We start from the raw sequence: 23801 nt of genomic DNA on the forward strand, positions 1-23801 counted from the left end.
TCCAGACCACGGTAGCCGGACTCTAGGGCGCCACGCCCCGCGGACACGGTGCGTGGCGGCCGCCACAGTCCGGACTAGGCTGAACGCCGCCACGACGGCCGCATCCGATACGTAGTTGAAACCCTAAGTATTGCTCAAGCCGTCTTTACAAGAGATGTCCCGGTAGTAGGTTTCCGCAAGCGTTGCGGAACCCCGGTTCCGCGGACGCCGACGACCAACGGAGCTCTGGAGGCCACGATGACCACCGAGGTGGCGACGCCGATGATCAAGGCGGCCGCCGTGAACAAGTACTTCGGCGAGCTGCACGTGCTGCGCGAGATCACGCTCGAGGTGCCGCGCGGCCAGGTCGTCGTCGTGCTCGGGCCGTCCGGGTCGGGCAAGTCGACGCTGTGCCGCGCGATCAACCGGCTCGAGCCGATCAACTCCGGCGAGATCGCCGTCGACGGCGTGCCGCTGCCCGAGGAGGGCAAGGCGCTCGCCTCGCTGCGCGCCGACGTCGGGATGGTCTTCCAGCAGTTCAACCTGTTCGCGCACAAGACGATCCTCGAGAACGTCATGCTCGCGCCGGTGAAGGTGCGCAAGACCGCGCAGGCCGAGGCCCGCAAGACCGCGATGGAACTGCTCGAGCGCGTCGGCATCGCGAACCAGGCCGACAAGTACCCCGCCCAGCTGTCCGGCGGCCAGCAGCAGCGCGTCGCGATCGCCCGCGCGCTCGCGATGAAGCCCAAGGTGATGCTGTTCGACGAGCCGACCTCGGCGCTGGACCCGGAAATGGTCCAGGAGGTGCTGGACGTGATGACCGGCCTGGCGAAGGACGGCATGACCATGCTCGTGGTCACCCACGAGATGGGCTTCGCCCGCCGCGCCGCCGACCGGGTCATCTTCATGGCCGACGGCGAGATCGTCGAGGACACGACGCCGGAGGAGTTCTTCACCAAGCCGAAGTCCGACCGCGCGAAGGACTTCCTCGGCAAGATCCTGACCCACTGACCCGTTCGGGGGAATCCCCCGGCGCCCCGCGTCCGGGATGGCTGTAATCGGCCGTACCCGGACCGGTCCCGACGTTCCCGGACAGATGTTTCCCGGACAGATATTGGAGAGACTGACATGAGGATCCGCACCCTCGCGGCCGCTCTGCTCGCCGGCGGGCTGCTGCTCACGGCCTGCGGCAAGGAAGGCACCCCGGCCGGCCCCGGCGGGGACAACAACGCGAGCGCCGCGCCGCTGCCCACCTACGAGGTGGCCAAGGACGTCAAGCTCGACGGCTCGCCGACCTTCACGAAGATCAAGAACGCGGGCACGATCACGATCGGCGTCAAGGACGACCAGCCCGAGCTGGGCCAGAAGGACCCGAAGACCGGCAAGTTCCAGGGCTTCGACATCGAGATCGCCCGGATGGTCGCGGCGGGCCTCGGCTTCAGCGAGGACAAGATCAAGTACACGACGGTCGACTCGGGCGCCCGCGAGCAGGCCATCTCCAACGGCCAGGTCGACCTCTACGTCGGCACCTACACCATCAGCGACAAGCGCAAGAAGCTCGTGTCGTTCGCCGGCCCGTACTTCCAGGCCGGGCAGGACCTGCTGGTGCGCAAGGACGACAACTCGATCACCGGGCCGGACACGCTGAAGGGCAAGAAGGTCTGCTCGGTCACCGGGTCGACCCCGATCCAGAACGTGCGCGAGAAGAAGCTGACCGACCAGATCGTCGAGTTCCAGAAGTACTCGCAGTGCGTCGAGAAGCTGCAGACGAAGGACGTCGACGCGGTCACCACCGACGACGCGATCCTCAAGGGCTACGCGGCGCAGGACCCGGACACCTTCAAGGTCGTCGGCAAGCCGTTCTCGAAGGAGCCCTACGGCATCGGCCTGAACAAGGACGACAAGGTGCTGCGCGACAAGATCGACGACCTGCTGCAGGCCGCCGAGACCAACGGCACCTGGAAGAAGATCTACGACGCGACCCTCGGCAAGTCCGGCGCGCCCGCGACGCCGCCTGCCATCGAGCGGTACTGATCTGACCCGGCGGCCGGTGGGCGAAGCTTTCGCCCACCGGCCGCGGTACACCCACTATCGGCACACGGACGCGGGGAAGGCTCCATGGACGTCCTGCTCGACAATCTGGACCTCTTCGGTCCGTTCTTTCTCACCACGATCGAACTGTTCCTGATCGCGGGGGCGTGCAGCCTGGTGCTGGGCACGATCCTCGCGATGCTGCGGGTGAGCCCGGTCCCGGTGCTGCGCGCGATCGGCACGACCTACGTCACCGTCCTGCGCAACACGCCGCTGACGCTGGTGTTCGCGTTCCTCGTGTTCGCCTACCCGCTGCTCGACATCGTCAAGATCGACTACTTCCCGACCGCCGCGGTGGCGCTGACGATCTACACGTCCGCGTTCATCTGCGAGGTCGTGCGCTCGGGCATCAACACGGTGCCGATCGGCCAGGCCGAGGCGGGCCGGGCGCTGGGCCTGTCGTCCGGGCAGATCCTCGGCGGCATCGTCCTCCCGCAGGCGCTGCGGTCGGTCGTCCCGCCGCTCGTCAGCATGCTCATCGCGCTGCTGAAGAACACGACGATCGCCAGCGGGTTCTCGGTCGCCGAGGCCGGCGCGATCCGGCAGTACGTGTCCGAGCGCGGCGACAACCAGATGATCGCGCTGCTGTGGGTGGCACTCGGCTTCATCATCCTCGTGTCGGTGCTGTCGCTGGTGCAGCGCAGCCTGGAGAAGCGCTGGAGCGTGGCCCGATGAGCACGGTTCTTTTCGACACCCCGGGCCCGAAAGCGCGGGTGCGGCACCGGATCTACGCGGTGTTGGGCATCGTCGTGGTCGCGGCGCTGATCGCGTTCATCATCTACCGCTTCGTCGACAGCGGCCAGTTCGCCGGCCGCAAATGGGAGTGGCTGCAGTACTCCCAGGTGCAGAGCGACCTCGCGAACGCCGTGCTGGCGACCGTGAAGGCCTTCGCACTGGGCGCGGTGCTGGCCATCGTGTTCGGCGCGGTCTTCGCCGCCGGACGGCTGTCCGATCACGCGTGGGTGCGCGGGATCTGCACGTTCGTCGTGGAGTTCTTCCGCGCGATCCCGCTGCTGATCCTGATGTTCCTGTTCTACTACGGCCTCCCGACCCTCGGCGTGGACACGTCGCCGCTGTTCGCGGTGGTGCTCGGCCTGACGCTGTACAACGGCTCGGTGCTGGCGGAGGTCTTCCGCGCGGGCATCCTGTCCCTGCCGAAGGGCCAGAGCGAAGCCGCGTACGCGCTCGGCATGCGCAAGACCCAGGTGATGTTCACGGTTCTGCTGCCGCAGGCGCTGCGCGCGATGCTGCCGACGATCATCAGCCAGCTGGTCGTGCTGCTCAAGGACACCGCGCTCGGCTTCCTCGTGACGTACCCGGAGCTGCTGTACTACGCCCGCTACATCGGCAGCCAGGGCGCCTTCGGCCGCCCGATCGTCCCGTCGACCCTCGTGGCCGCCGCGATCTACATCGCGATGTGCCTGCTGCTGACCGCGCTCGCGACTTACCTGGAGCGGCGCAACCGGCGCAGCAAGAAGCACATCGACACGGACGCCGACATCGAGCAGGCGGGGCTCACCGCTGCCGCGGGCAGCAACGTGATCGGTGGTGCTGGACCTGGCTGACGGTTCGTTCCGTTTCTCTTGAAACCCCTGGCGCTGCTTTCCTTGCGGCGCCGGGGGTTTCTTGTTTCAGCCGTGTGCTGTCGGGTGCCGCGGCTGGTACAGGGGCAGCACGCTGCCGCTGGGGAGGCGGATCGATGCTCGGGTGCCCCAGGATGCTGTGGTCGCCTCGCTCGCCACTTCCGCTCCCTTCGCGGTTAGCTGCCGGACTGTTTCGTCTAGGTCGTCGCACATCAGGTAGAGCTCTTGGTGCGGCGCTCCTTCGGTTGGATGCACGGCTAGTTCTGTTGGGGGCAAACGGAAGATGAGCCAGCCTTCGCCTGCGTCTACGTTTCCTAGGTCCAGTACGTCCCTGAGGAACTCTCGGTCTGCTGCTGCGTCTTTGCTGTAGAGGATGACGTGGGCACCGGTGATCATGGTTCTTGTCCTTCCGGGAAGTCCTTTGACCGCAACGGAAATCGGCCTCGTCGCGATCGAGCCGATCGAGTGATGCCGTCCGGTCGTGGGCGGTGCTAGCGTTGGTTTTGTTGAAGTAAGTACATCGCATGTGATGTGAGCCCGCGAGCGTTCTCGTGGCGGCCGTCGCGATTCCCTTTCTCTCCCAATGCGTTGGCCAGCGCATTGGTCGGTGCGATCTTGCCTGCGCGCGGTGAGGTCACGCTGCCTGGGGATCGCGGCGTGCCGCTCGGGAGCCAGCTGCCAGGAGCAGGCCGCTGGGACCGTCCCGGTGATCCACCGTCACGACCAGACTCATCAACCGCGAGGAGGACTGCCTATTGCCCACCCACAACTGAATACGCCCGCAGCGCATGCGCGTAGTGGACCGCGTCTGCGAGAGCCCCGACCAGCGGTCTCCGAACGGGCAAGGCCACTGTCGGCACTGTGCATGCCCGTCGTTCGCGGGGAGCAAGGCTGCTGTCGGCAACGTCGCAGGCCCGCCGCCCGCGAACGAGCACGCTCAGTATCGCCAACAGCGCCCGTTCACCGCTTGTGAGACGCAAACGCGCCGTCGCCAACCTGGCAAGCCCGCCGCCCGAGGGAGAGCAAGGCCACTGTCGGCACTGCGTATGCCCGCCGTTCGCGGTAAGGCAAGGCTGCTGTCGGCAACGTTGCAGGCCCACCGCTCGCAAGAGAGCACACCGCTGTCGCCAACAGCGCCCGCTCACCAACCGCGAGAAAGCAAGCCCACTGTCGGCAACGTTTCAAGCCCGCCGCTCGCGAGAGAGCACGCTGCTGTCGCCAACAGCGCCCGCTCACCCGTGAGAAAGCAAGCCCGCTGTCGCCGCCCGCACCCGCTCGACGCCTGCGAACGAGCAAGCCTGCCGTCGGCAACTGCAGACGCCCACGGTCGACGAGGGCACGGAACCGCCGTCCGCAAGAGGGCAAGGCCGCTGCCGTGGCCAAGCAAGCCCGCCTCCCGCGGACAAGCAGACCCGCGCGGACGACAAACCCGCCGCCCGCGAAAGCAGCCCTGCCTCCCGCGAACGGGACAAGCCCGCAGCCGTCACGCCACCAGGCCCGCACCCGCGAACCCGGCCACCGCGGCAGCGGACGTCACCGATTACGGCGGAACAGCTTGTCCCCCAGCCAGACAATCGGGTCGTACTTGCGGTCGGCGACGCGTTCCTTCATCGGGATCAACGCGTTGTCGGTGATGTGGATGCCTTCCGGGCACACCTCGGTGCAGCATTTGGTGATGTTGCAGAACCCGAGCCCGTGCTCGTCCTGGGCGGCGTCGCGGCGGTCGGCGACGTCCAGCGGATGCATCTCCAGTTCGGCGATCCGCATGAGGTAGCGCGGCCCGGCGAAGCTCTCCTTGTTCTCCTCGTGGTCGCGCACGACGTGGCAGGTGTTCTGGCACAGGTAGCACTCGATGCACTTGCGGAATTCCTGCGAGCGCTCGACGTCCACCTGCTGCATCCGGTACTCGCCGGGCTTGAGCCCCTCCGGCGGGGTGAAGGACGGGATCTCGCGTGCCTTCGTGTAGTTGAACGACACGTCGGTGACGAGGTCGCGGATCACCGGGAAGGTGCGCATCGGCGTGACCGTCACGATCTCGGCCTCGGTGAACGTCGACATGCGCGTCATGCACATCAGCCGCGGCCTGCCGTTGATTTCCGCCGAGCAGGAGCCGCATTTGCCTGCCTTGCAGTTCCAGCGCACCGCGAGGTCGGCGGCCTGGGTGGCCTGCAGGCGGTGGATGATGTCGAGCACGACCTCGCCCTCGTTCACCTCCACGGTGAAGTCCTGCAGGTCGCCGCCGGTCGCGTCGCCTCGCCACACGCGGAACTTCGCCTGGTAGCTCACGCGGTCCTCCCGGGGTGGGTCTCCAGCTCGCCGTCGGTGAAGTACTTGCCCAGCTCGTCGAGTTCGAACAGTTCGAGCAAGTCTGGCCGCATCGGCACCTGTTCCTCCACGGACACGTCGACGTCCGGCACGAGCGGGTTGTCGCCCGGGCGCGCGGAGCAGACGAGCAGCCGGTGCCGCCATTCCGCGTCCATGGACGGATAGTCGTCGCGGGTGTGGCCACCGCGGCTTTCGGTGCGGGTCAGCGCCGCGCGGGCGACGCATTCGCTCACCAGCAGCATGTTCCGCAGGTCGAGCGCGAGGTGCCAGCCGGGGTTGAACTGCCGGTGGCCCTCCACCGTCACCTGACCGACCCGGCCGCGGATGTCCGCGAGTTTGTCCAGCGCCTGCCGGATTTCCCCGGCCTTGCGGATGATGCCGACGAGATCGTTCATCGACTGCTGCAGCTCGGTGTGCAGCGTGTACGGATTCTCCGGCGCGCCGTCCGCGGGCGGGTTGAACGGTTCGAGCGCCATCGCGGCCGCGGCGTCCACATCGGACTGCGAGACCGCGGGCCGATCCTTGAGTCCGTCCACATAGGACGCCGCGCCCAGTCCGGCCCGCCGGCCGAACACGAGCAGGTCGGACAGCGAGTTGCCGCCGAGCCGGTTCGACCCGTGCATGCCGCCGGAGCACTCGCCCGCCGCGAACAGGCCGGGGACGCTCGCCGCGCCGGTGTCCGGGTCGACCTCCACGCCGCCCATCACGTAGTGGCAGGTGGGGCCGACCTCCATGGCCTCCTTGGTGATGTCGACGTCGGCGAGTTCCTTGAACTGGTGGTACATCGAGGGCAGCCGCCGCTGGATCTCCTCGGCGGGCAACCGGCTCGCGATGTCGAGGAACACGCCGCCGTGCGGGGATCCGCGCCCCTCCTTGACCTCGGAGTTGATCGCCCGCGCCACCTCGTCGCGCGGCAGCAGGTCCGGCGTGCGGCGGTTGCTCTCCTGGTCGGTGTACCAGCGGTCGGCCTCGTCCTCGCTGTCCGCGTACTGGCCCTTGAACACCTCGGGCACGTACTCGAACATGAACCGCTTGTCCTCGGAGTTCTTGAGCACCCCGCCGTCGCCGCGCACGCCCTCGGTGACGAGGATGCCCTTGACGCTCGGCGGCCAGACCATCCCCGTCGGGTGGAACTGCACGAACTCCATGTTGATCAGCTTCGCACCGGCGCGCAGCGCCAGCGCGTGCCCGTCGCCGGTGTACTCCCACGAATTCGACGTCACCTTGAACGATTTGCCGATGCCGCCCGTCGCGAGCACCACCGCGGGCGCCTCGAACAGCACGAACCGGCCGCTCTCGCGCCAGTAGCCGAACGCACCGGCGATCGCGCCGTTGTCCAGCAGCAGTTCGGTGACCGTGCATTCGGCGAAGACCTTGATCCGCGCCTCGTAGTCGCCGTACTTCTTGAAGTCTTCCTGCTGCAGCGAAACGATCTTCTGCTGCATCGTGCGGATCAGCTCGAGCCCGGTCCGGTCGCCGACGTGCGCGAGCCGCGGATACGTGTGCCCGCCGAAGTTGCGCTGGCTGATCCGTCCGTCCGCGGTGCGGTCGAACAGCGCGCCGTACGTCTCGAGTTCCCAGACGCGGTCCGGCGCTTCCCGGGCGTGCAGTTCGGCCATCCGCCAGTTGTTGAGGAATTTCCCGCCGCGCATGGTGTCGCGGAAGTGCACCTGCCAGTTGTCGTTCGAGTTCGCGTTGCCCATCGACGCCGCGCAGCCGCCCTCGGCCATCACCGTGTGCGCCTTGCCGAAAAGGGATTTGCACACCACCGCGACGCTGAAACCGCGTTCGCGCGCTTCGATCACCGCGCGCAGACCGGCGCCGCCGGCACCGATCACCACCACGTCGTAGCTGTGCCGTTCGACCTCGGTCATGGAATAAGCCACCTCACGAGCTGGGGAGAACTGCCTTGCGCTGCTGGATTTCCGGGGGTCAGCCCACGAATCGCAGGTCCGAGATCGCGCCGCTGGACACGAGCATCACGTAGAAGTCGGTCAGCACGAGCGTGCCGAGCGTCGTCCACGCGAGGGTCATGTGCCGGGTGTTGAGCTTCGTGACCTGCGTCCAGATCCAGTACCGGACGGGATGTTTCGAGAAATGCTTGAGCCGCCCGCCGGTGACGTGCCGGCACGAGTGGCAGGACAGCGTGTACGCCCACAGCAGCACGACGTTCAGCACGAGAATCACGTTGCCGAGCCCGAAGCCGAACCCGGTGGGACTCTGGAAGGCGACGATGGCGTCGTAGGTGTTGACGAGCGAAACGACGCACGCGACGTAGAAGAAGTACCGGTGCACGTTCTGCACGATCAGCGGCAGCCGCGTCTCTCCGGTGTAGCGCGCGTGCGGTTCGGCGACCGCGCAAGCCGGCGGGGAAAACCACACCGAACGGTAGTAGGCCTTGCGGTAGTAGTAGCAGGTCAACCGGAACCCGAGCAGGAACGGCAGCACGAGCACGCCGAGCGGCAGCCAGGACGGCATCTCGCCGAACCAGTGCCCGAAGTGGCTCGAGCCCGGGACGCAGGAAGTGGACACGCAGGGCGAGTAGAACGGCGTCAGGTAGTGGTATTCGGGCACCCAGTAGGCGGTGCGCACGAATGCCCGGACTGTCGCGTAAACGACGAAAGTGGCCAGCCCCAGCACAGTGAGCAGGGGCGACAGCCACCACCGGTCGGTCCGCAGTGTCCGGGCGGCGAGCCGCGCCCGCCCCGGCGCTCGAACACCGGTGCGGGCGCGGCTGACGTCGTTGTCAGCGGGGGCGCTCACCGCTGGTCGCGCTTGTAGCCACCGACACCTTCGTCGTCAGCGCCGCTCCACAGCGCCGGATCGTAGGGAGTATCGGGGACAGGCACGCGTTCGACAGGCTTCGCCTGCGCGGGCACAGCGGGCGGGTGCCCGTCCAGATCGGCGGTGTCGATGTCGAGCCGCTCGACGTCGTTGGCCAGCCGGCGCACCGCGGACGCGTCGCCGTAGCGCGATCGCAATGCGCCCACGCACTGCCGCAACTGGCCGATGGTGCGCCGGAGTTCGGCGATCTCTGTGGTGGACATCGGAAGCCTCCCTGATGGTGGGGCCGGCAGTTCGGGTGACGATCAACGTCGCCAAGTACGACTCTGCCTCGCGCGGTGCACTGTGACAAGTAGCACATTTACCAGAGCGGGGCATGTTGTATCGGTTGACCTGGGGGTTTATCGCCAGATAGGGGCCGAAAGTGGGGTCCAGGACGGCACCAGGACGTCAGACGTCCGACTCAAGCCGAGCAGCAGGACAGAGAGTCATCCGGCGATCACCCCAAGCAACAGTCGCTATTCAACCGGATCCTCGCCCGTCAGGAGCTTCGTCAGTCCGGTCTCGTTCGCGAGCCGCTGGGCCCTCACCTCCTCCTCGAAACCGGCAGCCGCGGCCGATAGATGCTGCAGTGAATCCTCCGGGGACAACGCGGACTCGGCTAACTGCTCGATGATGTCCGCGTACGGGGCGGCCTCCCGACCGGACAGGAAGACACCCGCGTGTTGGTGCGGGCAGTACACGACTTCCGTCGCGTCCCACAGCCGGTACCAGCTGAACGCGCCCTCCGACACAGCCTCGCTCGAGACGAGCCGAACCTTCACTGTCGGCGAAATCTCGACGAGGTACCGCACCTGTCGCAGCATCACCTCGACGTCGCCGAAGTGCTGCCGCAGCGCCTCAGTCCCGACGAAAATCTGCGCCTCCGCGGGCTCCGCTTCGAACAGAATCGCTTTGCGGCTCAGGCGATTCTCGACGACGTGTTCCAGGATTTCGTTGTCCCACAAGGCCGGGCCGAACACCAGCCGCGCGTAATCGGGGATTTGCAGCAGTTCCGGGATCTGCAGCGGAGCCCACACGGTCATCGACTCGGCGTTCCGCTCGTGCCCGGCGACCATCGTGTAGTGCGCCGTGTCCGCCTGCGACCCGTACATGATCCAGCTCGCCCCGGCGACCTCGCGCGCCAGTTCCATGATCCGCGACTTCTTCTCGCCGACCACTCCGAGTGCGCCCAGCACCCCGGCCACGTCCTCCAGCGTCGGAACTTCCTGGCCCAGCTCCCAGCTCGACAGCTGGTCCGGCTCCACCCCGACCCACCGACCCAGTTCGCGCAAACCGAAGCACGCCTCGAGCCGGGCATCCCGCAATGCCGTGCCCAAAGCGCGCTCGCTCGGGCCGGGCATCTCCGAATCTCGCATCCACCGTCACCTCCAGCCGCGGATAGTGCCTGTTTCGCGCTGATGACACCTATCGATCGTCATCAGCCGCAGACACCGCCTTGCGCTACGGCATATCCCCAGGTCAGCGGCTGTAGCCAGCCAGCCTGCCGACAGCGGTGCACCCCGCCCATCGCTCCTGACGACCCCACAGGGGGTTTCTGAATCGATTTTGTTTCCGGAGGGTTCTCGGGTTACCGTGTGCACCGTCACGTTCCCGCGACGCCAGCGCCGCCGTCTCGCGAACCCGTCACGAGCCGGGAGCTTGAGATGAGCAGCAGCCCGAACCCGACCGCCGCGGTGCACCGCGTGCTTGCCGACGTCACCGACCGGATCGCCGAGCGCAGTGCGGACACGCGGGCGGCGTACCTCGCCCGCAGCGCGGCCGCTTTCGAGGAGGGGCCGGTCCGCCGCGGCCTCGCTTGCAGCAACCTCGCGCACGGATTCGCCGCCATGGACGGCGTCGACAAGCAGGCGCTGCGCCAGTTGCGCGCGCCCGGCGTGGCCATCGTGTCCTCCTACAACGACATGCTCTCCGCCCACCAGCCGATGCAGGAATACCCGGCGTGGCTGAAGAAATCGGTCCGCGAGGCCGGGGGCGTGGCCCAGTTCGCCGGTGGCGTGCCCGCGATGTGCGATGGCATCACGCAAGGGCGTCCCGGCATGGAGCTGTCGCTGTTCAGCCGCGAAGTGATCGCGATGGCGACGGCGATCGCGCTGTCCCACGACATGTTCGACGCGGCGTTGCTGCTGGGCGTGTGCGACAAGATCGTCCCGGGGCTGTTGATCGGCGCGCTATCGTTCGGGCACCTGCCCGCGGTGCTCGTGCCTGCCGGTCCGATGAATTCAGGCTTGCCCAACAAGGAAAAAGCCCGGGTGCGACAGCTGTACGCGGAGGGGCTCGCGACGCGGGAGGACCTGCTCGACGCGGAAGCCGCGTCGTACCACTCAGCAGGCACCTGCACGTTCTACGGCACCGCCAACTCGAACCAGATGGTGGTCGAGGTGATGGGCCTGCACCTTCCGGGTGCCAGCTTCGTGCCGCCGAACACGCCGTTGCGCCAGGCGCTCACCGAAGAGGCTGGCCGGCGCGTCGTCGAACTGTCCCGGGGCGAGGCGTACACGCCGATTTCGCAGGTGCTGGACGAAAAAGCGTTCGTGAACGGCATCGTGGCGCTGCTAGCCACCGGCGGGTCGACGAACCACACGATGCACCTGGTGGCGATCGCCGCGGCGGCCGGGATTCAGCTGAGCTGGGACGATTTCTCGGACCTGTCCGCGGTCGTGCCGCTGCTGGCGCGCGTGTATCCGAACGGCAGCGCGGACATCAACCACTTCCACGCGGCGGGCGGCATCCAGTTCCTCGTCGGCACGCTGCTCGACGCGGGTCTGTTGCACGAGGACGTGCTCACCGTCGCGGGTCCCGGGCTGCGCCGGTACACGCAGGAGCCGATCTTGTCGGACGGCGAACTGGTGTGGCGTGACGTGCCGACGCGCAGTCTCGACGAAGAGGTGCTGCGTCCGGTGTGGCGGCCGTTCGCACCGGACGGCGGGCTGCGGATGGTGGAAGGAAACTTGGGCCGAGCGGTCACGAAGGTGTCGGCGGTCGCCCCGGAGCACCACGTCGTGGAGGCACCGGCGCGGGTGTTCACTTCGCAGGAGGCGTTCCGGGTCGCGTTCGAGGCCGGGGAACTGGACCGGGACGTGGTCGTGGTGCTGCGTCAGCAGGGTCCGCAGGCGAACGGCATGCCCGAGCTGCACGGTCTGACGCCGGCGTTGGGAGTGTTGATGGACCGGGGTTTCCGGGTCGCGCTGCTCACCGACGGGCGGATGTCGGGTGCGTCGGGCAAGGTGCCGGCCGCGATCCAGGTGACGCCGGAGGCCGCGGTGGGCGGGCCGATCGCCCGGATCGCCGACGGCGACGTGGTCCGATTCGACGCCCGGTCCGGAAGCCTGGACGTGCTGGTAGCGGACGACGAACTGGCGCGCCGCGATCTGGCGGACGCCCCGCCGTCGGAGGCCGCGTGGAGCGGGACCGGGCGGGAGCTGTTCGGGGCGTTGCGGCGCGCGGTCGGCCCGGCTGACCAGGGCGCGAGCGTGTTCGGGGCGCTCACTCCGGAGCTGGACCTCGCCCGGGGCGTTCCGCCATTCGGAAGCGGGACAATGGGCGAGTCCTCGTATGCTCTCCAGACCCAGGAGGTCGGTCAGTGACCACCGGCACGGACCTGCTCGCCCTGTCCCCCGTGATGCCCGTCGTGGTGATCGACGACGTCGACGACGCGGTGCCGACGGCCCGCGCCCTGCTCGCCGGCGGGATCGGGGTGATCGAGCTGACGCTGCGCACGCCGGTCGCGCTGACCGCGATCGAGCGGGTGGCCGCGGAGGTGCCGGACATCGTCGTGGGCGCCGGCACGGTGACATCGCCGGAGCAGGCGAAGCAGGCCGCCGACGCTGGCGCGAAGTTCCTGGTGACACCGGGCTGCACGGATTCGGTGCTGGACGCCGCGTTCGCCACCGGACTGCCGTTCCTGCCGGGCGCGGCCACGGTGTCGGAGGCGATGCGGCTGGCCGAACGCGGGCTGAGCGCGCTGAAGTTCTTCCCGGCGGAGGCCAGCGGGGGCGCGGCGCTCCTGAAGTCGATCGCCGGACCGCTGCCGGAGCTGCAGTTCTGCCCGACCGGCGGGATCTCGGTGTCGTCGGCCCCGTCGTACCTGGCGCTGCCGAACGTCGGCTGCATCGGCGGCTCATGGCTGACGCCCGCGAAGCTGTTGGCGGCCAAGGATTTCGCCGCCGTCGAGAAGCTGGCCGCCGAAGCCGCCGCGCTGCGCTGAGCCCTTCCGGAAACCCGTCGTCTTCGTACCGGAGGCGGCGGGTTTCTCGGTGCCGCGAGGCGATCAGTCGACCGGCACGTCGTCCAGCATGCTGGATTCCGCCCCGAACTCGCGAAGTTCGTCGCGGATCACCGTGTACGCCAGCCCTTGCGGATAGCCCTTGCGCGCGAGGAACCCGAGCAGCCGGCGGATCGCGGTCTGCTCGTCGACGTTCCCGAGCGACCTGAGCCGTTTGCGCACCAGCTCGCGGGCACGCTGTTCCTCGGCTTCCCGGTCGACTTCCTCCGCCGCTTGCGTCGCGATCTCGTCGTCGACGCCCTTGCGCCGCAACTCCGCGACGAGCGCGGTACGCGACAGCCCTTGGTTGGCGTGCCGGTCGCGGACCCAGGTTTCGGCGAACTCGGCGTCGTTGACGAGACCGGCACGGTCGAGCTTGCCGAGCAGGGTTTCCACGGTGTCGCTGTCGAAACCCTTGCGCTGCAACGTCTGTCGCAGCTCCTCGACCGCCCTCGGCCGGGCGGCGAGGAGGTCGAAGCAGATCTCCTTGGCCTTCTTCGCCCGTTCCTCCGGAGGCAACTCCATCGGCTCGACCTTCGGCGCCCTGGCCACGACCACACTCCTTGTTCACGGTGCCGCCCTCGGACGACGGCACCTCCACCTCAACACCAGTTTCCCGGTGCCGAACACCGCGCTTCGGCACGGTTCGCCACCCGCCGACCGAAGCGCAGCCGCCGGAACTCGCACCGGCTCGGGCAAGAACCCGCACCGATGCTCGTCACAACGGCCAGCGCTCACCCGCGGAGCTTGCCCGCGCGCACCGCTTCAGACCGGCCGAGCACGTCGTACCCGGGAGATCCCCACCGCACCGGCAGAGATCCCGGCAGCAATCCCCGCACGACCCGCTGGCCGCACCCAGCCGGGGATGGCCACGCCCAGCCACCTCGCGCCCAGCCGGAGATGGTCACGCCCCGCCACCTCGCACTCAGCCCGGAGATAGCCGCCCCAGCCGCCTCACACCCGGCCGGAGATGGCCGCACCTAGCCACCTCACACCCAGCCGGAGAACCGCCGGGCAAGGGCACACCTGCGCATGCGGAACACCGTCGTACCCGAAGATCCCGTCGCGGCGAAACCGCGCTGGTCCCCGGTTTCAGCGGCGGACCGGTGCGCGGCCCGAGCACCGGGGAGGGAACCTGCCGATCCCCTCCCCTCCCCGGATCAGAAGTCGACCGGCGCGGGCGCTGCCTCGGCTTCGGCATCGACCTGCGGACCGATGTTGAGCTTCTCCTTGATGCGCTTCTCGATCTCGTTGGCGATGTCCGGGTTGTCGCGCAGGAACTTCCGCGCGTTCTCCTTGCCCTGGCCGAGCTGGTCGCCCTCGTACGTGTACCAGGCACCCGACTTGCGCAGAATGCCCTGGTCGACGCCCATGTCGATGAGCGAGCCCTCGCGGGAGACGCCCACGCCGTAGAGGATGTCGAACTCGGCCTGCTTGAAGGGCGGGGCCATCTTGTTCTTGACGACCTTGACGCGGGTGCGGTTGCCGACCGGCTCGCCGCCGTCCTTGAGCGTTTCGATGCGGCGGACGTCGAGGCGGACCGAGGCGTAGAACTTCAGCGCCTTGCCGCCCGTGGTGGTCTCCGGCGAGCCGAACATGACGCCGATCTTCTCGCGCAACTGGTTGATGAAGATCGCCGTGGTGCCGGAGTTGTTCATCGCACCGGTCATCTTGCGCAGCGCCTGGCTCATCAGGCGAGCCTGGAGGCCGACGTGCGAGTCGCCCATCTCGCCCTCGATCTCGGCGCGCGGCACGAGCGCGGCCACGGAGTCGATGACCAGGATGTCGAGCGCGCCGGAGCGGATCAGCATGTCCGCGATCTCCAGCGCCTGCTCGCCGGTGTCCGGCTGGGAGACGAGCAACGCGTCGGTGTCCACGCCGAGCTTCCTGGCGTACTCCGGGTCCAGCGCGTGCTCCGCGTCGATGAACGCCGCGATGCCGCCGTTGCGCTGCGCGTTGGCCACCGCGTGCAGGGCGACCGTGGTCTTGCCGGAGGATTCCGGGCCGTAGACCTCGATGACCCGGCCGCGCGGCAGGCCGCCGATGCCGAGCGCGACGTCGAGGGCGATCGCGCCGGTGGGGATGACGGAGACGGGCGGGCGGTTGTCCTCGCCGAGGCGCATCACCGAGCCCTTGCCGTACTGCTTGTCGATCTGCGCAAGGGCGAGTTCGAGCGCCTTGTCCTTGTCGGGTGCTGCTGGCATGGAAGTCCACCTCGCTGGTTGGGGCCTGTGTGTTCGGTTGTCCAGATCAAGCTTGTCCGGGGTCCAAGCTCTGTCCGGTCCGACGCTACGGGGAGGGACCGACAATTCCAGGCGCGGCGACTGATCTGTGGATCGCTGGCCCCGTTGTGCACAACACCATAGACGAACAGGTGTTCGAGGTTTACAGCGACACGCCCATCCGCCGAGGTTTTCGCCCTCCCCCGCGTCCGGACCCGGAACTCGCAGGTCAGCGCCGTTCCGGCGGCACCTCGAACTCGACGCAGACCGCTCGCCAGATCTCTTTGGCCGGCGTTCCCGCGCTCAGCGCCTCTTCGACCGTGCGCCCGCCGAGCCCGCTGAACACGTGGTCCTTGGCGAGCATCTCGGCGCGTCCGGACCCGAACTCGTCGGCCATCAGCCGTCGGAACACCGTGATACGCATCAGGCGAATGCTAGCTTTCCCGCTCCGGCGGGGATCACTCCCCCGGCTGGACGTTCTGCTCGAAGTAGTCGGCCAGCGCGCCCGGCGTGGCCGCCTGCCCGCCGGAATTCACCTGGTAGAGGAACCCGACGAGGGGCCGGTCCTTCACGGTGAACACGAGGACCGCCGACGACTGCCCGGCCGCCGCCGCGTAGTGCCCTTCGAGCGCGTTGCCCTTCCAGTCCGCTTCGGTGCGGTCGCCGCCCGCGGAGGAGAGCAGTCCGTCGGTGTACTGCTTCAGCTCCGCTGCCGACTGTCCCTGCACGTACGTCACCTGAGTGCCCGCGCGCCCCGGCGCGGCGCACGTCGACGCGGTCCCGAGGCTCTTCGCCGGCGCGGCGGGGCCGTTGCCCATGCCGGGAGCACAGCCGCCGTTGTCAGCGACCTTGCCGGCGAGCTGACGCATGCAGCCGGTCAGTCCGGACGAGTCGGCTTGCCCCGGCGTACGGCACTCGTCGGCGGTGTACGTCTTCACTGACGAACCCTGTGTTGTCAGGAACACGGTCAACCCCGCGGCGAGCACGACCACCACAGCTGCCGCGATGCCGATCCACAGCTTGGTGCGGCTCTTCTTCTCCGGCTTAGCGGGCGTGTACGTCGGGAAGTTGGACGGTGCTGGCGAAGGCTGGAACGGCGGCATCTGCTGTGGCTGCGTCGGCGAGTACGCCGGGTAGCCGCCCTGGGGCGCGGCAGGCGGCGCGTACGGCGCACCTGACGCCACCTGGCCCTCGACGTTCTGCGTACGCATCGACAGTCCGTCTTTAGCGACGTGCTGTGCACCCAGGGCGACGGCCGTCTCGGGCTGGTCAAGACTCGTGGGGACGACGCCGAGCTTCTCCGCGATCATCGACCCGACCAGCGGCAACCGGCTCGAACCGCCGACGAGGTAGATGCCGGCGAGACGCTCCGAGGTCAGCCCAGCCGAACGAAGTGTCCGCGAAAGCAGCTCCACGCTGCGCAGCATTGCCGGACGGACCAAGCCTTCGAGCTCTCCGCGCGTGACGAGCACGTCCTTGAACGGCTCCGGCATCGGCACCTCTGTCTGCGGATGCCGAGACAGTGCCTCCTTCGCGGCCTTCACGTCTTCTTGCAGCGCGCGTCGCGTACGCCGGTCCGCAGTGGACTCGGGGCGAAGCAGCCGTTGCCAACGCTGCGGGTCCGAGTGGGACACCTCACGTCCTACGTGGACCATCAGCGCCTGGTCGACGTCGAGGCCGCCGAGGTCGGGCAGACCGTCCTCGGCGAGCACTGTGTAGCCGTTCTGGTTCGCGCCGACGACTGCGACGTCGAACGTGCCCGCGCCGAGGTCGTACACCGCGAGAGCCTGCCCTGGAGCCAACGCGCGCTCAGGGAACGACGCGAAGTGCGCCGCGGCCGCGACGGGCTCCGGCACGAGGATGACGTTTCCGCGGACGCCCGCGAGCCGCGCCGCGCTCAGCAGCACGTTGCGGCGCACCGGACCCCACTGCGCGGGGTGGGTGAGCCGGACCTCGTCCGGCTGTTCGCCGCCGAGCTGGCGCGTGGTCTCGTCGAGCACCCGGCGCAGGATCGCGGCGAGCGCTTCGTTGACCGGCACGACGTCTGTGCCGAGCAGCAGCGTCTGCTCGTCGATGCGCCGTTTAGGGTTGGGCTCGAACCGTGTCGGGTCGAGCCGCGCACGACGTTCGGCGTCCCGGCCGACCATGAGCGTGCCGTCTTCCCCGGCGAACACCGCGGAGGGCATGTTGGCCGACCCGTCGACCTCGACGACGCGTGGCGGCCTGCCGTGCGCGGAAAGGACGGCAACGGTGTTGGACGTCCCGAGGTCCACCGACAGGATCCGCACAGTAATTTCCCCTCGACTCAAGCAGCGCTGGCGGAGATGCTGCCACGTGCCCGGTCACCGTGCGTGCGGACCCGCGAAACTCGCGACGCGCGCAACCCCGGGGAACAACGGAACGTCTCGTCTTCCGAGGACGGGGAGGCAATGACAGAGCTAGTGGACAAGACCCGCCGGGAGCAGTTCGAACGGGCAGCGGACGGTCCGGCGCGCTCGTTGCGGGTCGCGGCGGGCAGATGGAGCCGCTCCGGCTACCTGCACGCGACGGTGCTGTACCTCGTGGTGCGGCTGGTCGGTCTCGGCGCGCTCGCGGCGATGGCCGCGCCCCGGGACCTGCCGTTCGGCGAGCGGCTCAAGGCCTGGGACGGCTGGTGGTACCTGCAGATCGCGGAGCACAGCTACACCGGCGTGAGCAATCCGCTCGACGCCGCCGGGCTGCCGTATCCTGACGCGTCGTACGGCTACTTCCCGTTGTATCCGGCGCTGACCGGGCTGTTCGAGAAGCTGCCCGGGGTGACGTACTACGGAGCGGGCCTCCTGGTGTCGACGCTCGCCGGAATCGCGGCGGCGACGGCGATGTACCGGATCGGCCGGCTCGTCCACAGCCAGCGGGCGGGGTTGCTGCTCGCGGTGTTGTGGGGCGCCGCGCCGATGGCGATCGCCGAGAGCATGGTGATGACCGAGGCGCTTTTCACCGCGCTCGCCGCGTGGGCGCTGGTCGGTGTGCTCGAACGCAGGTGGTATCTCGCCGCGACCGCGACGCTGTTCGCCGGGCTCACCCGCTCAACCGCGTGCGTGCTGGTCGCGGTCGTGGTGGTCGCCGCGGCCGTCGACGTGTGGCGGAACAGACAGCGGTGGAACGCGCTCGTGTGCGTCTTCGTCGCGCCGCTCGGCCTGCTCGGGTACTGGCTGTTCGTCGCGGTGCAAACCGGCAGTGTGACCGGCTGGCAGGACGTGGAGCTGCGCGGCTGGAACACGCGTTTCGACGCCGGGGCCGAAGCCTGGCAGTGGATCACGCAGACGCTTTTCACCTCGGGCAACGCGTGGGAAACGCTCGTCGTGCTGGTGATGGTCGCGGCGATCGCGCTCGCGGTCGTCTGCGTCACCGGCCGCCGGATGCCGTGGCCGCTGGCCGCGTACGCGGTGGGTGTCCTGGTGCTGGTCCTCTGCAGTGCCGGGCTGCCTGCCCTGAAGTCGAGGTTCGTCCTCCCCGACTTCGCGCTCCTGCTGCCCGTCGCGATGGGGCTGGCCGGGCGCAAGAAGTCCACGATGATCGCCGCGGCAACCGTGTTCGTGCTGGTCGGGGCCTGGTATTCGGCTTATTCGCTGACCGTGTGGAAGTACGCGATCTAAGCCGATCGGTCACCCACACGAGGGGATCCGGCACGGGGTTCGCTGCCGGGGCCCCGGAAATTGTCGGGGGCGCCGCGCATGATGGATCCCGTGGCAAACGACGTCCTCGACCTCTTCTCCCCGGCGACCAGCACCTGGTTCGCCGGAGCCTTCGCCGCCCCGACGGCCGCGCAGGAAGGGGCCTGGCGGGCCGCACACGCCGGGCAGCACGCCCTGGTCGTGGCGCCCACCGGGTCCGGCAAGACGCTGTCCGCGTTCCTGTGGGCACTCGACCGGCTGGCGGCGGAACCGCCGCCGGCGAACCCGCGCGAGCGGTGCCGGATCCTGTACGTCTCGCCGCTGAAGGCGCTGGCGGTCGACGTGCAGCGCAACCTGCGCGCGCCGCTGGCGGGCATCTCCCAGGCCGCGCACCGGCTCGGCCTGCCCGTGCCGGAGATCGAGGTCGGCATGCGCACCGGCGACACCACGGCGGCGGAGCGCCGGTCGTTCGGGAAAACCCCGCCGGACGTGCTGGTCACCACGCCGGAGTCGCTGTTTCTCATCCTCACGTCCTCGGCGCGGGAATCGCTGAAGGGCGTCGAGACGGTCATCGTCGACGAGGTGCACGCCGTCGCGGGCGGCAAACGCGGCGCGCACCTGGCGTTGTCGCTGGAACGGCTCGACGCGCTGCTGCCCAAACCGGCTCAGCGCATCGGATTGTCGGCCACCGTGCGGCCGGTCGACGAGGTCAGCGCGTTCCTCGCCGGCGGCCGTCCGGTCACGGTCGTGCAGCCGAAGCTCGCGAAGACGATCCAGGTGCGGGTGGAGGTGCCCGTCGAGGACATGGCGAACCTCGACGGCCCAGCGCCTTCGCCGCTGGAGCGGCTCGACGACCTCACGTCGCTGTCGCAGTTGCCGTCGGAGGGTGGGATCGGCACCCAGGAAGAAGTGGCCGGCGCGGCGGTGCAGCGGCCGTCGATCTGGCCCGCGGTCGAGGAACGGGTGCTGGAGCTGATCCGCGCGCACCGCTCTACCATCGTGTTCGGCAACTCGCGGCGGCTCACCGAACGGCTCACCGCGCGGCTCAACGAACTCGCCTCCGAGCAGACCGGTCTGTCCCGGAGCGATGCGTTCCCGGCGGAGGCGGTCGGGCAGTCCGGCGTCACGACGGGTGCGGAGCCGGTCATCGCGCGAGCGCACCACGGGTCGATGTCCCGCGAGCAGCGCACCCATGTCGAAGAAGAACTGAAGTCCGGGCGGCTGCCGTGCGTGGTGGCCACGTCGTCGCTCGAACTCGGCATCGACATGGGCGCGGTGGACCTGGTCGTGCAGATCGAGGCTCCGCCCACGGTGGCGTCCGGGCTGCAGCGCGTCGGCCGGGCCGGGCATCAGGTCGGCGCGGTGTCGTCCGGCGTGATGTTCCCGAAGTTCCGCGGCGATCTGGTGTCGTGCGCCGTCGTCGCGGAACGGATGGCGACCGGGGCGATCGAGGCGGTGCGGTACCCGCGCAACCCGCTCGACGTGCTGGCCCAGCACGTCGTCGCGATGGTGGCGCTCGAACCGTGGACGGTGCGGGAGCTGGCGGCGCTCGTCCGGCGGGCTGCACCGTTCAGCTCGCTGCCGGACGACGCGCTGCACGCGGTGCTCGACATGCTCGCCGGCCGCTACCCGAGCGAGGAGTTCGGCGAGCTGCGGGCGCGCATCACGTGGGACCGGGTCGGCGGCGAACTGCGCGGGCGGCCGGGTTCGCAGCGGCTGGCGGTCACGTCCGGCGGCACGATCCCCGACCGCGGCCTGTTCACCGTGATGACGCCGGGCGACGAGGGCAAACCCGGCTCGCGTGTGGGCGAGTTCGACGAGGAGATGGTGTACGAATCGCGGGTCGGCGACACGATCCTGCTCGGCACCTCGTCGTGGCGGATCACCGACATCACCCATGACCGGGTGATCGTCGTGCCCGCCCCGGGCCAGCCCGCCCGGATGCCGTTCTGGAAGGGCGACGCCGCCGGACGCCCGCTGGAACTGGGGCGGGCGCTCGGCGCGTTCGTCCGCGAACTGTCCACTTCGGACACCGCGACGGCGCGGGACCGGGCCGCCGCGGCCGGGCTCGACCAGCGCGCCTGCGACAACCTGCTGGCGTATCTGGAAGAACAGAAGTCGGCGACCCGGCACGTGCCCAACGACCGCGTCATCCTGCTCGAGCGCTACCGCGACGAACTGGGCGACTGGCGGATCGTGCTGCACTCGCCGTTCGGCGCGCAGGTGAACGCTCCGTGGGCGCTCGCGATCGCCGCCCGGCTGCGGGAAAACCGCGGCGTCGACGCCCAGGTGGCGCACTCCGACGACGGCATCGTGCTGCGGCTGCCCGACGCGCTCGACGCCGACGGCGGCGAGGTCACCATCACCGCAGACGACGTCCTGCTGGATCCGGAGGAGGTCGAGCAGCTGATCGTGGCGGAGGTCGGCGGCTCGGCGGTCTTCGCGGCGCGGTTCCGGGAGTGCGCGGCACGCTCGCTCTTGCTGCCGCGCCGGGATCCGCGGCGGCGCACACCGTTGTGGCAGCAACGGCAACGGGCGTCGCAACTGTTGTCGGTGGCGGCGAAGTACGAGCGGTTCCCGGTTGTGCTGGAGGCGATGCGCGAGGTTCTGCAGGACGTCTACGACGTCGGCGGACTGCGGGAGCTGATGTCGGACGTCCGGGCGCGCAAGGTGCGGCTGGTCGAGGTGGAGACGCCTGCCGCGTCGCCGTTCGCCCGAAGCCTGTTGTTCGGGTACGTCGGGATGTTCCTGTACGAGACGGACGCTCCGCTGGCCGAACGACGAGCCGCTGCGCTTTCGCTGGATTCCGCGCTGCTGGCCGAATTGCTGGGCACGGAAGCGATTCGCGAGCTGCTCGATCCGGAGGCCGTGGCCGAGGTCGAACGGTCGTTGCAGCGGCTCGAACCAGACAGGCACGCCCGGTCGGCAGAGGACGCGGCCGACCTGCTGCGGTTCCTCGGCGATCTGTCCGTCGCCGAAGCCGCGGAACGCGGGATTCAGCCGGAGTGGCTGGAAGAACTCGCCTCGGCACGGCGGGCGATCCAGGTGCGCATCGGCGGCGAGGAGCGGTATCTGGCCATCGAGGACGCCGGACGGGTGCGGGACGCGCTGGGCGTCGCGCTTCCGGTCGGCGTGCCGGAGGCGTTCACCGAGCCGGTGGCGGATCCGCTGGGCGACCTGCTCGGCCGCTACGCGCGGACCCGCGGCCCGTTCTCCGCGACGGCCGCCGCGGATCGGTTCGGGTTGGGTTCAGCGGTCGTCACCGGTGTGCTCGACCGGCTCACCGGTGAAGGCAGGCTGGTCCGCGGCGAGCTGAGTCCGGTCGGACATCCGGAAACTCATGGCGTGGGCGTCGAATACTGCGACGCGGCCGTGCTGCGGCGGTTGCGGCGCGCGTCGCTCGCCCGGCTGCGGGCAGAGGTCGAGCCCGTGGAGCCGGCGGCGCTGGGCCGGTTCTTGCCCTCGTGGCACGGAATCGGCGCGCGGCTGCGGTCCGCGCCGACGGCCGACGACGTGCTGTCAGTGGTCGAACAGCTTGCCGGTGCGCCGTTGCCGGCGAGCGCGGTCGAATCGCTGATCCTGCCGAGCCGGTTGCCGGGCTACTCCCCCGCGCTGCTCGACGAACTCACCACCGCGGGCGAGGTCACGTGGGCAGGCTGTGGTTCGCTCTCCGGCGGGGACGGGTGGCTGGCGCTCGCTCCGTCGGACGTCGCGGATCTGCTGCTGCCCGAGGTCGAGGAGAATCCGCCGACGAGTCCGCTGCACGACGCCATCGTGACGGCGCTGGAAAGCGGAGCGTTGTTCTTCCGCCAGCTCGTCGACCGGGTCACGCCGGGTCTGGAGCAGTCGCCGGACGACGGTGCCGTGGTGGCCGCGCTGTGGGATCTGGTGTGGGCCGGGCTGGTCACCGGCGACACGCTCGCGCCGCTGCGCGCGCAGGTCGCCGGGCACGGCGCGCACAAACCCCGGCGGCAAGCGCCACGCGGCCGCTACGCCCGCATGCGCGCCGGCCGTCCGGCGATGCCGTCGCGCACCGGGCCGCCGACCGCGGCCGGCCGTTGGGCGCTGACCCCGCCTCGCGAAGCCGACCCGACGCGACGCGCACATGCCCGCACCGAGGCATTCCTGGAACGGCACGGCGTGCTCACCCGAGGCGCGCTCGACACCGAACGGGTCACCGGCGGGTTTTCTGGGATCTACAAGGTGTTGCGCGGCATGGAAGACACCGGGCAGGTCATCCGCGGCTATGTCGTCGAAGGTCTCGGTGCCGCACAGTTCGCCGCGAAGGGCGCGGTCGATCGGCTGCGGGCGCTCTCCAGCACCGCGCCCGCCTCGGCGGCCCGAAACGACAACGCGCGTGCCGTAGTGCTCGCCGCCGCGGATCCAGCACAGCCGTACGGCGCGGCTCTGTCCTGGCCTGCCGCGACAGGCGACACGAAACACCGCCCGGCGCGCAAAGCCGGAGCGCTGGCGGTGCTGGTCGACGGAATCCCAGCCCTGTACGTCGAACGCGGCGGCCGCTCGTTGCTGAGCTTCACCGAGGAACGCAGCTCACTGCAAGCCGCCGCGGCCGCGTTGTCGACCGCGGTTCGGGAAGGCTGGCTGGGTCAGTTGGCCGTCCAGCGCGCGGACGGAGAACACGCGCTGACCTCGGAGCTAGCCGAAATCCTGCAGGAAGCCGGCTTCCGCGCGACGCCGAAGGGACTCCGTTTGAGAGCTTGATCCTTGCCCCGTGCTGCTCGGCCGATACGCGAGCGGGTGCGGCCTGTGGTTCCGCCGTGCGGGCGGTGCCGTCGGGCTTGCCTAGTGGACCCGCGTCGGCGAAGCAGGTGGTGTCACT

Annotated in this window: 18 protein-coding genes; 8 read left to right on the forward strand and 10 right to left on the reverse strand. The window is 69.2% G+C overall.

What is annotated here, in order from left to right:
* Positions 1 to 261: 261 nt before the first annotated feature.
* The 4 genes from PUT80_RS07110 to PUT80_RS07125 all read left to right on the forward strand — a co-directional run bounded on the left by PUT80_RS07110 (position 262) and on the right by PUT80_RS07125 (position 3635).
* Entirely contained in the window at positions 262 to 990 is a 729-nt protein-coding gene (locus tag PUT80_RS07110) for an amino acid ABC transporter ATP-binding protein (RefSeq protein ID WP_199817444.1), read from the forward strand.
* Between the two features lie 117 nt (positions 991 to 1107).
* Entirely contained in the window at positions 1108 to 2013 is a 906-nt protein-coding gene (locus tag PUT80_RS07115) for a glutamate ABC transporter substrate-binding protein (protein ID WP_275291450.1), read from the forward strand.
* An 84-nt stretch (positions 2014 to 2097) separates the two neighbouring features.
* Entirely contained in the window at positions 2098 to 2745 is a 648-nt protein-coding gene (locus PUT80_RS07120) for an amino acid ABC transporter permease (RefSeq protein ID WP_037809751.1), read from the forward strand.
* Entirely contained in the window at positions 2742 to 3635 is an 894-nt protein-coding gene (locus PUT80_RS07125) for an amino acid ABC transporter permease (protein ID WP_275291451.1), read from the forward strand. The genes PUT80_RS07120 and PUT80_RS07125 overlap by 4 nt, the downstream gene beginning before the upstream one ends.
* Before the next feature lie 66 nt (positions 3636 to 3701).
* Here PUT80_RS07125 and PUT80_RS46265 read toward each other — a convergent pair whose 3' ends face one another.
* The 6 genes from PUT80_RS46265 to PUT80_RS07150 form a co-directional block, all read right to left on the reverse strand.
* Complete coding sequence (locus tag PUT80_RS46265; protein ID WP_343076870.1) at positions 3702 to 4049, reverse strand: VOC family protein; 348 nt, start codon at positions 4047 to 4049, stop codon at positions 3702 to 3704.
* A gap of 1137 nt (positions 4050 to 5186) precedes the next feature.
* On the reverse strand, positions 5187 to 5939 hold the full coding sequence (locus PUT80_RS07130; RefSeq protein WP_037809745.1) for a succinate dehydrogenase/fumarate reductase iron-sulfur subunit: 753 nt from the start codon (positions 5937 to 5939) through the stop codon (positions 5187 to 5189).
* Entirely contained in the window at positions 5936 to 7852 is a 1917-nt protein-coding gene (locus tag PUT80_RS07135; RefSeq protein WP_275291452.1) for a fumarate reductase/succinate dehydrogenase flavoprotein subunit, read from the reverse strand. The genes PUT80_RS07130 and PUT80_RS07135 overlap by 4 nt, the downstream gene beginning before the upstream one ends.
* Positions 7853 to 7910: 58 nt before the next feature.
* A complete protein-coding gene (locus PUT80_RS07140; protein ID WP_037809742.1) occupies positions 7911 to 8741 on the reverse strand; it encodes a hypothetical protein in 831 nt (276 codons plus the stop codon).
* Complete coding sequence (locus tag PUT80_RS07145) at positions 8738 to 9025, reverse strand: hypothetical protein (protein ID WP_037809740.1); 288 nt, start codon at positions 9023 to 9025, stop codon at positions 8738 to 8740. Before PUT80_RS07145 ends, PUT80_RS07140 begins: the two co-directional genes overlap by 4 nt.
* 255 nt (positions 9026 to 9280) lie before the next feature.
* Positions 9281 to 10180 (reverse strand): helix-turn-helix transcriptional regulator, encoded by a 900-nt coding sequence (locus PUT80_RS07150; protein WP_275291453.1) that lies wholly within the window; start codon positions 10178 to 10180, stop codon positions 9281 to 9283.
* Positions 10181 to 10468: 288 nt separating this feature from the next.
* Here PUT80_RS07150 and edd point away from each other — a divergent pair, with 288 nt between their 5' ends.
* Positions 10469 to 12409 carry a phosphogluconate dehydratase gene (gene edd, locus PUT80_RS07155; RefSeq protein WP_043829017.1) on the forward strand — a complete coding sequence of 647 codons (1941 nt, stop codon included), beginning with the start codon at positions 10469 to 10471 and terminating at the stop codon, positions 12407 to 12409.
* Complete coding sequence (gene eda / locus PUT80_RS07160; protein ID WP_275291454.1) at positions 12406 to 13029, forward strand: bifunctional 4-hydroxy-2-oxoglutarate aldolase/2-dehydro-3-deoxy-phosphogluconate aldolase; 624 nt, start codon at positions 12406 to 12408, stop codon at positions 13027 to 13029. Before edd ends, eda begins: the two co-directional genes overlap by 4 nt.
* A 63-nt stretch (positions 13030 to 13092) precedes the next feature.
* Here eda and PUT80_RS07165 read toward each other — a convergent pair whose 3' ends face one another.
* From PUT80_RS07165 to PUT80_RS07180, 4 genes are all read right to left on the reverse strand, one after another.
* Positions 13093 to 13611: a regulatory protein RecX gene (locus PUT80_RS07165; protein ID WP_037810091.1), complete on the reverse strand. Its 519-nt coding sequence runs from the start codon at positions 13609 to 13611 to the stop codon at positions 13093 to 13095.
* A 635-nt stretch (positions 13612 to 14246) separates the two neighbouring features.
* Positions 14247 to 15290 (reverse strand): recombinase RecA, encoded by a 1044-nt coding sequence (gene recA / locus PUT80_RS07170; RefSeq protein ID WP_037809735.1) that lies wholly within the window; start codon positions 15288 to 15290, stop codon positions 14247 to 14249.
* 247 nt (positions 15291 to 15537) lie between these two features.
* Positions 15538 to 15732 (reverse strand): DUF3046 domain-containing protein, encoded by a 195-nt coding sequence (locus tag PUT80_RS07175; protein ID WP_037809733.1) that lies wholly within the window; start codon positions 15730 to 15732, stop codon positions 15538 to 15540.
* 34 nt (positions 15733 to 15766) lie between these two features.
* Positions 15767 to 17596, reverse strand: coding sequence for an Hsp70 family protein (locus PUT80_RS07180; protein ID WP_037809731.1), 1830 nt, complete (start codon positions 17594 to 17596; stop codon positions 15767 to 15769).
* 141 nt (positions 17597 to 17737) lie between these two features.
* On the opposite strand from PUT80_RS07180, the gene PUT80_RS07185 reads away from it, so the two are divergent.
* Together PUT80_RS07185 and PUT80_RS07190 are read left to right on the forward strand one after the other, a co-directional pair.
* Entirely contained in the window at positions 17738 to 18943 is a 1206-nt protein-coding gene (locus PUT80_RS07185) for a hypothetical protein (protein WP_275291455.1), read from the forward strand.
* Between the two features lie 81 nt (positions 18944 to 19024).
* Entirely contained in the window at positions 19025 to 23683 is a 4659-nt protein-coding gene (locus PUT80_RS07190) for an ATP-dependent helicase (RefSeq protein WP_275291563.1), read from the forward strand.
* The last annotated feature ends 118 nt before the right edge of the window (positions 23684 to 23801 follow it).

Source organism: Amycolatopsis sp. La24 (genome assembly GCF_029087445.1).
Lineage (GTDB): Bacteria > Actinomycetota > Actinomycetes > Mycobacteriales > Pseudonocardiaceae > Amycolatopsis > Amycolatopsis nivea.

Bases quoted from the DNA above. Each gene is read 5' to 3' on its own strand.
- PUT80_RS07110 (WP_199817444.1), top strand. From the start codon at position 262: ATGATCAAGGCGGCCGCCGTGAACAAGTACTTCGGCGAGCTGCACGTG.
- PUT80_RS07115 (WP_275291450.1), top strand. From the start codon at position 1,108: ATGAGGATCCGCACCCTCGCGGCCGCTCTGCTCGCCGGCGGGCTGCTG.
- PUT80_RS07120 (WP_037809751.1), top strand. From the start codon at position 2,098: ATGGACGTCCTGCTCGACAATCTGGACCTCTTCGGTCCGTTCTTTCTC.
- PUT80_RS07125 (WP_275291451.1), top strand. From the start codon at position 2,742: ATGAGCACGGTTCTTTTCGACACCCCGGGCCCGAAAGCGCGGGTGCGG.
- PUT80_RS46265 (WP_343076870.1), bottom strand. From the start codon at position 4,049: ATGATCACCGGTGCCCACGTCATCCTCTACAGCAAAGACGCAGCAGCA.
- PUT80_RS07135 (WP_275291452.1), bottom strand. From the start codon at position 7,852: ATGACCGAGGTCGAACGGCACAGCTACGACGTGGTGGTGATCGGTGCC.
- PUT80_RS07145 (WP_037809740.1), bottom strand. From the start codon at position 9,025: ATGTCCACCACAGAGATCGCCGAACTCCGGCGCACCATCGGCCAGTTG.
- PUT80_RS07150 (WP_275291453.1), bottom strand. From the start codon at position 10,180: ATGCGAGATTCGGAGATGCCCGGCCCGAGCGAGCGCGCTTTGGGCACG.
- edd (WP_043829017.1), top strand. From the start codon at position 10,469: ATGAGCAGCAGCCCGAACCCGACCGCCGCGGTGCACCGCGTGCTTGCC.
- PUT80_RS07165 (WP_037810091.1), bottom strand. From the start codon at position 13,611: ATGGAGTTGCCTCCGGAGGAACGGGCGAAGAAGGCCAAGGAGATCTGC.
- recA (WP_037809735.1), bottom strand. From the start codon at position 15,290: ATGCCAGCAGCACCCGACAAGGACAAGGCGCTCGAACTCGCCCTTGCG.
- PUT80_RS07175 (WP_037809733.1), bottom strand. From the start codon at position 15,732: ATGCGTATCACGGTGTTCCGACGGCTGATGGCCGACGAGTTCGGGTCC.
- PUT80_RS07185 (WP_275291455.1), top strand. From the start codon at position 17,738: ATGACAGAGCTAGTGGACAAGACCCGCCGGGAGCAGTTCGAACGGGCA.
- PUT80_RS07190 (WP_275291563.1), top strand. From the start codon at position 19,025: ATGGATCCCGTGGCAAACGACGTCCTCGACCTCTTCTCCCCGGCGACC.